This window comes from Rhodoblastus sp. (assembly GCF_052145335.1).
In the GTDB taxonomy this organism is placed as follows: domain Bacteria; phylum Pseudomonadota; class Alphaproteobacteria; order Rhizobiales; family Beijerinckiaceae; genus Rhodoblastus.
Map to the genome: position 1 here is coordinate 1 of NZ_JBKQOU010000177.1, position 7,524 is coordinate 7,524.

The following is a 7,524-nucleotide window of genomic DNA, read 5'->3' on the forward strand; positions in this document are numbered from 1 at the left end:
GACGTTTCCTTCTCGCTCGGCGACGGTTTGCGTCCCGGCTCCATCGCCGACGCCAATGACGCCGCGCAATTCGCGGAACTGGAGACGCTGGGCGAACTGACCAAGGTCGCCTGGGACAAGGGCTGCCAGGTGATGATCGAAGGTCCCGGCCATGTGCCGATGCACAAGATCAAGGAAAACATGGACAAGCAACTGCGCGAATGCGGCGAGGCGCCCTTCTATACGTTAGGCCCGCTGACCACCGACATTGCGCCGGGATACGATCACATCACTTCCGCCATCGGCGCGGCGATGATCGGCTGGTTCGGCACGGCCATGCTTTGCTATGTCACGCCGAAGGAACATCTCGGCCTGCCCGACCGCGACGACGTCAAGACCGGCGTCATCACCTATCGCATCGCCGCCCACGCGGCGGATCTCGCCAAGGGCCATCCCGGCGCGCGGCTGCGCGACGACGCGATGAGCCGGGCGCGGTTCGACTTCCGCTGGAACGACCAGTTCAATATCGGCCTCGACCCGGACACGGCGCACAAGTTCCACGACGAAACCCTGCCCAAGGAGGCGCACAAGGTGGCGCATTTCTGCTCGATGTGCGGCCCGAAATTCTGCTCGATGAAGATCACCCAGGATTTGCGAGTGGAGGCGGCCGCCATGATCGAGGCGGAAAAGGGCATGGCGGAAAAAAGCGCCGAGTTTTTGGAAAAGGGCGGCAAGCTTTATCTGGAGAGTTGAGGGCTCTTACGCGACTTCGGCTTCCCTTGCCTCGACCTCGACCTCGACCGGCGTCATGACGCCGTTGGCGCCCATCGAGAAGTCCTGGCCGCGCCAATGCACCTGGCCGGGGAAGAAACTCGCTACAAAAACGGCGAAGCTCAAGAGATCGCGCAGGGGCGACAGCCACAGGGCGTGGGGGACGCCGACAAAACGCCGGTCGACCTCGTCCTGCAACGCCAGCCGGCACAAAAGCGCGGCGAAGGTCAGGATGACGCCCGCCGGCTCGAAACCGCCGGCGAGCATGGCGAACAGCGACCAAGCCAGCGGGAAGGTCACGGCCATGCCGGCATAGCCAAAGAAATCGAGCGAGCGAATTGTGCGCGCCCAGCGCATTTCCCGGCGCCAGAGCTGACTGAGCGAGGTTTCGCCATGCGCATGACTTACCGCGAAATCGGCGAGAACCACTTTCAGACCCAGCTTTCGCACTGCTTCGCCGAGGGCGTAATCGTCGGCCAGCTGATCCTTGATCGCAGGAAATCCACCGGCCGCGTCGAGCGTGGCGCGCTGCAGCGCTGTGGTCGCGCCGATGCAGGGATTGGCCATTTTCAGCTTTACGCCGGTCACGACATTGGGCAGGAAGCCGTAGTCCACCCACATGGCGCCAAGCCTCGACCAGACGCCGGCCTTTGGCGCGCCCCGATAGAGACAGGTGACCAGACCGACGCCGGGCTGCGCCAGCGCGCACGCCAGCCTCGACAGGTAATCGGGCGCGACCAATATGTCGCTGTCGGCCAGCACCACCATGTCGTGCTCGATTCGGCGCGACATGTTGATCAGATTGGAGACCTTGCCATTGGCGCCGTGCCGCGCCGGATCGATCAGCAGTTCCGCCGTCATCCCCGCCGGCGCGCCTTCGATCCTGCCGGCGCGCAAGGCATTGACGATTTTCCGCGCGACGATGGCGGCCGGATCGTCGGGGTTTTGCACCCCGAAGACGATCTGGACCGGGCCGGAATAATCCTGGCGGCAAAAACTGGTCAGATGATCGTACAGACCTTGTTCGGCGCCGTAGAGCGGCTTGAGCACGGTGATTCCGGGCGCGTCCAAAGCCGGGGCGCGCGACCCGGCCGGGGCAAAGCGGCGCAGGCTGAAAATACACAGCAGCGTATAAAGACAGGCGGCGATGGCCAGGCCATAGAACAAGGGCTCCAGCGGGCTCGCGTCCATCAACTCGGTCAAGGCCAACCAGGCGTCGTCCATAACCATCCTCAGAATCAGGGCGTCAAAAAAGCGTCCCGGCGCCGCCTCAACACCGCGAGACCCGCTGAAAAGTCGCCGCTGCCAGCCAATCCGCGCAGCGAACGACGCCATTGCGCCAATTCGCTGACTGAGCCATTAGCCAAAATATCGCCGATGCGCCAGCCCTGAGCGGTCTGGCGCATGACATAATCGATCGGCACGGGCGCGCCCTCGGTGAGGATCACCCGCGAACTCACCACAGTTTCCCCGCCGCGCGAAACAGTCCCGGCGTCGCGCTCGAAGCCCTTGCCGTTGAAACCATCGAAACGCGCCGCATAGGAGGCGGCGACATAATCGCCGAAGGTCGACGCCCATTCGGCCTGTTGCGCTTCGGTCAAATTCTCCCAGCCGGCGCCGTAACAGGTCCGGGCCATGGAAGGGAGATCGAAGGCCGCTCCGATAGCCGGCCGCAGCGAATCGAACCGCTGGCGCAGGCTCAGGTCCGCGATGTGGCCCAAAATCTCGGTCATCGCGTCCTGCAAAGTCTTGACCACAGAGACCGCGTCATCGGCGCCCTCGACCGCGGCGGCCGCCCTTTGCGCTTTGGCCCCGCCAAAAACCGCGAGACATAAAGCCGCGACCAGAACGGACCGCCGGTCAGAGACCATGCGGCTCTTCCTTGGCGGAGAGGTCGCCACGCGGGAAAAAGGCCAGGAAACCAGACCCTTCCATCCGCCGCCAGACCCACAGGCCGGGCGCGCCGCACAGGAAGTCGGGAATGCGCTTGGCCAGCGACAGCGCGATGGCCGTCGGCGAGCCAATGCCGAAGGCGGCGCAAAGGGCGATGAAGCCGCCTTCCTGCACGCCCCAGGCGCCAGGAATGAGAAAGCCCGCCGCCTTGACCGCATGACCGAGGCTTTCGATGGTCACCGCGGTCGCAAAGGAGCGAGGATCGCCCAGCAGCGACAGGCCGATCCAGATTTCCAGCACGCCGACGAACCAGATGGCCATATGAATGCAAAGGGCGGCGGCGAGACCGGAGCGGCGGCGCAAAATGCCGTCCAGCCCGGCGCGCAGGGCCGGCAGTCCGCCGAGCGAGGCCCAGCCGGTGCGGTTTTCGACGCTTTCCGCGAGCCGGTCGAGCCAGCTCATCTTGAGCAGCCGGGGCGCCAGCCAGAAACCCGCCAGCGCCGGCGCCATGATCAGCAGGCCGAAACCGACGGCATAGGACAATTCACCCTGGGCGCCGCTATGAAACAGCAGGATCACGCCGATGACGGTGAAGACGACCTGGGTGACGGTCTGCGCCAGCAGATCGACGATGACGCTGGCGGCCGCGACGCCGCCGGTGACGCCCTGGTTGCGCAACAGCCTTGCGCCGAGAAGATCGCCCCCGACCTGCGCCACCGGCAGCAGCGAATTGATCGATTCGCGCACCCAGCGCAATTTGCAGAACATCCACGGCGCCGGGCGCGGCCGCGCCAGCAGCGCCCGCCAGGCGAAGCCGGAAAGAAAGGTCTGCCCCAGGCGAATGACCGCCAGTCCCAAGGCGCCAAAGCCGATGGAAGCGAAGGCGTGAGCGACGTCCTCCGCTCCCTCATAAAGGGTCAGGGCGGCGAAAAGCGTCAGGCCCAGCAACAGGCCCAATCCAGCGGCGGTCTTCATCGACTGGCTTTAGCTCGATTTGGATAATTTGTCAGCCGGAAGACGCCGCGCCACCTGCAAAAAGCGGGATGTGTGACCATAAAGGAACGGTTTTTCCATGCGAACGGTCCCAATCACTTGCGCGGCTCCTTTCCCGGGGCAAGCCCGGCGCGTGAAAAAGCGTCTGCGAAGGCGTTTCCACCCGCTGGGCGCGCCGACTCATTTCGTGTCGGCGGCGCTTTCTCGTTGGTCACGCCGCGCGGCTTGTCAAAAGCGCCGCGCTGCGGCTTGGCCTCAAACGCATCGTCGAGCCGCATGGTCAAAGCGATGCGTTTTCGCGCCGCATCGACCTCCAGCACCTTGACCTTGACGACATCGCCGGGCTTGGCGGCCTCGCGGGGATCCTTGATGAAGGTCTTCGACATGGCTGAAATATGCACCAGCCCGTCCTGGTGGACGCCGATATCGACGAAGGCGCCGAAGGCGGCGACATTGGTCACCACACCCTCCAGCACCATGCCGGGGCGCAGGTCGGTCAGCTTCTCCACGCCTTCCTTGAAGGCGGCGGTCTTGAATTCCGGACGCGGATCTCGACCGGGCTTTTCCAGCTCCTTCAAGATGTCTGTGACGGTCAAGGCGCCGAATTTCTCGTCGATGAAATCCTTCGGCGACAAAGCGCGGAGCGTTTTGGAATCGCCGATCAGCAGTCGAATGTCGCTTTTGGTCGCCGTCAGAATCTTGCGCACCAACGGATAGGCCTCGGGATGGACGCTGGAAGCGTCGAGCGGATCGTCGCCGTCGCGGATGCGCAGAAAGCCGGCGCATTGCTCGAAAGCCTTGCCGCCGAGCCGCGCGACCTTTTTCAGCTCGGTGCGCGAGCGGAATCGTCCATTGGCGTCGCGATAGGCGACGATGCCGGCGGCCAGGCTCGTCCCCAGGCCGGAAACCCGGGCGAGCAGCGGCGCCGAGGCGGTGTTGAGATCGACGCCGACGCCGTTGACGCAATCCTCGACCACCGCGTCGAGCGAACGCGACAATTTGAATTCGGCGAGATCGTGCTGGTATTGGCCGACGCCGATTGATTTCGGATCGATCTTGACCAGTTCCGCCAGCGGGTCCTGCAAGCGCCGGGCGATCGACACCGCGCCGCGCAAGGTGACGTCGAGTTCGGGCAATTCGCTGGCGGCGTAGGCGGAGGCCGAATAAACCGAGGCGCCGGCTTCCGACACCACGATCTTGGTCAGTTTGAGTTCCGGCAGCTTGCCCGCCAGCTCGCCAGCGAGCTTGTCGGTTTCCCGCGACGCCGTGCCATTGCCGATGGCGATCAATTCGACCCTGTGCAGCCGGCATAGCCGCCCCAAGGCCATCAAGGCCTCGTCCCAGCGCCTCTGCGGCTCATGCGGATAAATCACCGCAGTATCGACGACTTTGCCGGTGGCGTCGACCACCGCGACCTTGACGCCGCTGCGAAAGCCGGGATCGAGCCCCAGGGTCGAACGAGGGCCGGCCGGGGCTGCGAGCAGGAGATCGCGCAAATTGCCGGCGAAAACCTTGACCGCCTGATCCTCGGCGTTCTGCCACAGCCGGGCGCGCAGATCGACCGACAGCGATATCTTGATCCTCGTGCGCCAGGCCCAGCGTACGCAATCCCCCAGCCATTTGTCGCCGGGACGGCCGCGATCCATGATGGCGAAACTCGCAGCGATGGCCCGCTCATAGGCGGCCTCGCCCTCGATTTCCGCCTGGGCGGCGCTTTCCGGCTCCAGCGCCAGATCGAGAATCTCCTCCTTCTCGCCGCGAAACATAGCCAGAATGCGATGCGAGGGCAGTTTCGCCAGAGGCTCGAAAAAATCGAAATAATCGGAAAATTTGGCGCCTTCCTGCGCCTTGCCATCCCGCACTTTTGAGACGATGCGTCCGCGCGACCAGAAACTCTCGCGCAAAAAACCGATCAACTCGGCCTTTTCGGAAAATTGCTCGACCAGAATGGCGCGGGCGCCCTCCAGCGCTTCCTCGGGCGTCCTTATCCCCTTGGCCTCATCGACAAATTTTTCCGCCCTGGCGGGAGGCGCCTGCGATGGATCGGCGAGCAGGGCGCTGGCGAGCGGGCCGAGGCCGGCTTCGCGGGCGATGGTCGCCTTGCTGCGGCGCTTGGGCTTGAACGGCAGATAAAGGTCTTCGAGCTTCGCCTTGGTCTCGGCGCCGAGCAGCGCGGTCTCCAGCTCTGGCGTCAGCTTGTCCTGCGCGCGCACCGACTCGACGATGGCCGAGCGACGCTCCTCAAGCTCGCGCAGATAGCGCAGGCGCTCTTCGAGATTGCGCAATTGGGTGTCGTCGAGAGCGCCGGTCGCCTCCTTGCGATAGCGTGCAATGAAGGGCACGGTCGAGCCGGCGTCCAGCAGTTCGACAGCGGCGGCGACTTGCCGCTCCTCGACATGCAGCTCCTGGGCGATGCGGCGAGGAATTGAAATCATCGGCGGCTTCCAATTCAAGAAGGGGGAGCGCTTTTACCGCCTGGCGCGACGGGCGTCAAAAGCGGCTTTGTGGATAAAATGTTTGGGCGGTCAGTCCCGCGCGAGTACTCCAAGGATACTTGCAATTCACTTGTTTTTCGTCTTGCGGATTTGCAAGGCGGCGCCGACAAAGCTTGCGCTAAACTGGCGTCGCGCCTATCTCCAGCGCAACAAGGAGATTACCATCCATGACCATGACAAATCTTTGCAAAACGCGGCAAATCGTTTCAGTCTACCATGGTGAGCGAACTTCCGACGGCGCCGGCGTCAAATTGATCCGCCTGATCGGCACGAGCGCACAACCGCCGCTCGATCCTTTTCTGATGCTGGATTTTTTCGGCTCGGACCGGCCGGGAGACTATATCGGCGGCTTTCCCGATCATCCGCATCGCGGTTTCGAGACCGTGACCTATATGCTGGCCGGAAAAATGCGCCATGCCGACAATCACGGCCACTCCGGAGTGATCGAGGCCGGCGGCGTGCAATGGATGAAGGCGGCGCGCGGCTTGATCCATTCCGAAACGCCGGAACAGGAGTCCGGGCTTCTGAGCGGTTTCCAGCTGTGGATCAACCTCCCGGCGGCGGAAAAAATGAGCGCGCCAGCCTATCAGGAGTTTGACGCATCGCGCATCCCGCTCGAACGGCGCGAGGGAGCGCGGGTGAAAATCATCGCAGGAACCAGTGGCGGCGGTGCTGCCGGACCGGTCCGCGCGCCACATGTCGACGCCGTCTATTACGACATCGAACTGGCGTCCGGAGGGGTTTTTTCCGAAGCCCTGCCAGAGGAGCACGTCGCTTATTTTGTCGTCTACGAAGGCGAGGCGACGGCGCCTTCGCCAAATGGATCGCAGCCGATTCAGGCGCTGAGCCTGGTCGCGCTTGGCCCCGGGGCCGCCGTGGAGCTGAAGGCGGGAGCGAAAGGAGCGCGGGCGCTGCTGCTGGCGGCCAAGCCCCTGCACGAACCTGTGGCATGGAGCGGCCCTTTCGTGATGAACACGCGCCAGGAGTTGGTGCAGGCATACGAAGACTATCGTCAGGGAAGGTTCTGAAAGCAACCGGCGCCGATCTACGGACCGAGCAACTCGATCCGGTATTTCGGCGCCAGCTCCTTGGCCTTTTTCAGGAACGCGGCGCGTTGCTCCTCGTTCGAGTCCGGCGCCGGGGCGGTGCGGCTGGCGACCGGAATGCCAACGGCGAGGAAAAATTCCTCCAGACCGGGAGGCGTGCACATGCACAAAAGCCGCGCCGGCGCGCTCGACTGATTCTTGAAGCCATGGGGCGCATTGGCGGGAATGTTCACGGTGAAGCCGGCGCCCGCCTTTCGTGTCTGGCCTCGAAAAGTCAGTTCGATTTCGCCCTCCAGGAGGGTGAACATTTCCTCGAAATCGTGGCGATGCGGCGGCGGCCCGCCACC

The 7,524-nt window shown here is 63.8% G+C and carries 7 protein-coding genes; 2 read left to right on the forward strand and 5 right to left on the reverse strand.

All coding sequences use genetic code 11. The features are described from left to right. Nucleotides 1-732 (forward strand): phosphomethylpyrimidine synthase ThiC (locus tag ACLP2E_RS11515; RefSeq protein ID WP_442466004.1); only part of this gene is annotated, 732 nt, incomplete at its 5' end. 6 nt (nucleotides 733-738) lie between these two features. Here the strand turns inward: ACLP2E_RS11515 and hpnI are convergent. The 4 genes from hpnI to ACLP2E_RS11535 all read right to left on the reverse strand — a co-directional run bounded on the left by hpnI (nucleotide 739) and on the right by ACLP2E_RS11535 (nucleotide 6,071). Next, nucleotides 739-1,974, reverse strand: a complete 1,236-nt coding sequence (gene hpnI / locus ACLP2E_RS11520; RefSeq protein WP_442464507.1) for a bacteriohopanetetrol glucosamine biosynthesis glycosyltransferase HpnI — start codon at nucleotides 1,972-1,974, stop codon at nucleotides 739-741. Nucleotides 1,975-1,988: 14 nt separating this feature from the next. Beyond that, the gene (locus ACLP2E_RS11525) at nucleotides 1,989-2,621 is read right to left on the reverse strand and encodes an ABC transporter substrate-binding protein (RefSeq protein WP_442466005.1); all 633 of its coding nucleotides are present in this window, start codon (nucleotides 2,619-2,621) and stop codon (nucleotides 1,989-1,991) included. Beyond that, nucleotides 2,611-3,618, reverse strand: a complete 1,008-nt coding sequence (locus ACLP2E_RS11530; protein WP_442464505.1) for a lysylphosphatidylglycerol synthase domain-containing protein — start codon at nucleotides 3,616-3,618, stop codon at nucleotides 2,611-2,613. The genes ACLP2E_RS11525 and ACLP2E_RS11530 overlap by 11 nt, the downstream gene beginning before the upstream one ends. A 113-nt stretch (nucleotides 3,619-3,731) precedes the next feature. Continuing rightward, nucleotides 3,732-6,071, reverse strand: a complete 2,340-nt coding sequence (locus ACLP2E_RS11535; RefSeq protein WP_442466006.1) for a Tex family protein — start codon at nucleotides 6,069-6,071, stop codon at nucleotides 3,732-3,734. Nucleotides 6,072-6,298: 227 nt separating this feature from the next. Between ACLP2E_RS11535 and ACLP2E_RS11540 the strand changes: the two genes are divergently transcribed. Next, the gene (locus tag ACLP2E_RS11540; RefSeq protein WP_442466007.1) at nucleotides 6,299-7,159 is read left to right on the forward strand and encodes a pirin family protein; all 861 of its coding nucleotides are present in this window, start codon (nucleotides 6,299-6,301) and stop codon (nucleotides 7,157-7,159) included. A 17-nt stretch (nucleotides 7,160-7,176) separates the two neighbouring features. On the opposite strand, the gene ACLP2E_RS11545 is transcribed toward ACLP2E_RS11540, so the two are convergent. Then, a partial coding sequence (locus ACLP2E_RS11545) for a cupin domain-containing protein (RefSeq protein ID WP_442466008.1) occupies nucleotides 7,177-7,524 on the reverse strand: 348 nt, incomplete at its 5' end.

Coding starts and splice junctions, on each gene's coding strand:
- ACLP2E_RS11525 (WP_442466005.1), bottom strand. CDS start 2,621: ATGGTCTCTGACCGGCGGTCCGTTCTGGTCGCGGCTTTATGTCTCGCG.
- hpnI (WP_442464507.1), bottom strand. CDS start 1,974: ATGGACGACGCCTGGTTGGCCTTGACCGAGTTGATGGACGCGAGCCCG.
- ACLP2E_RS11535 (WP_442466006.1), bottom strand. CDS start 6,071: ATGATTTCAATTCCTCGCCGCATCGCCCAGGAGCTGCATGTCGAGGAG.
- ACLP2E_RS11540 (WP_442466007.1), top strand. CDS start 6,299: ATGACCATGACAAATCTTTGCAAAACGCGGCAAATCGTTTCAGTCTAC.
- ACLP2E_RS11530 (WP_442464505.1), bottom strand. CDS start 3,618: ATGAAGACCGCCGCTGGATTGGGCCTGTTGCTGGGCCTGACGCTTTTC.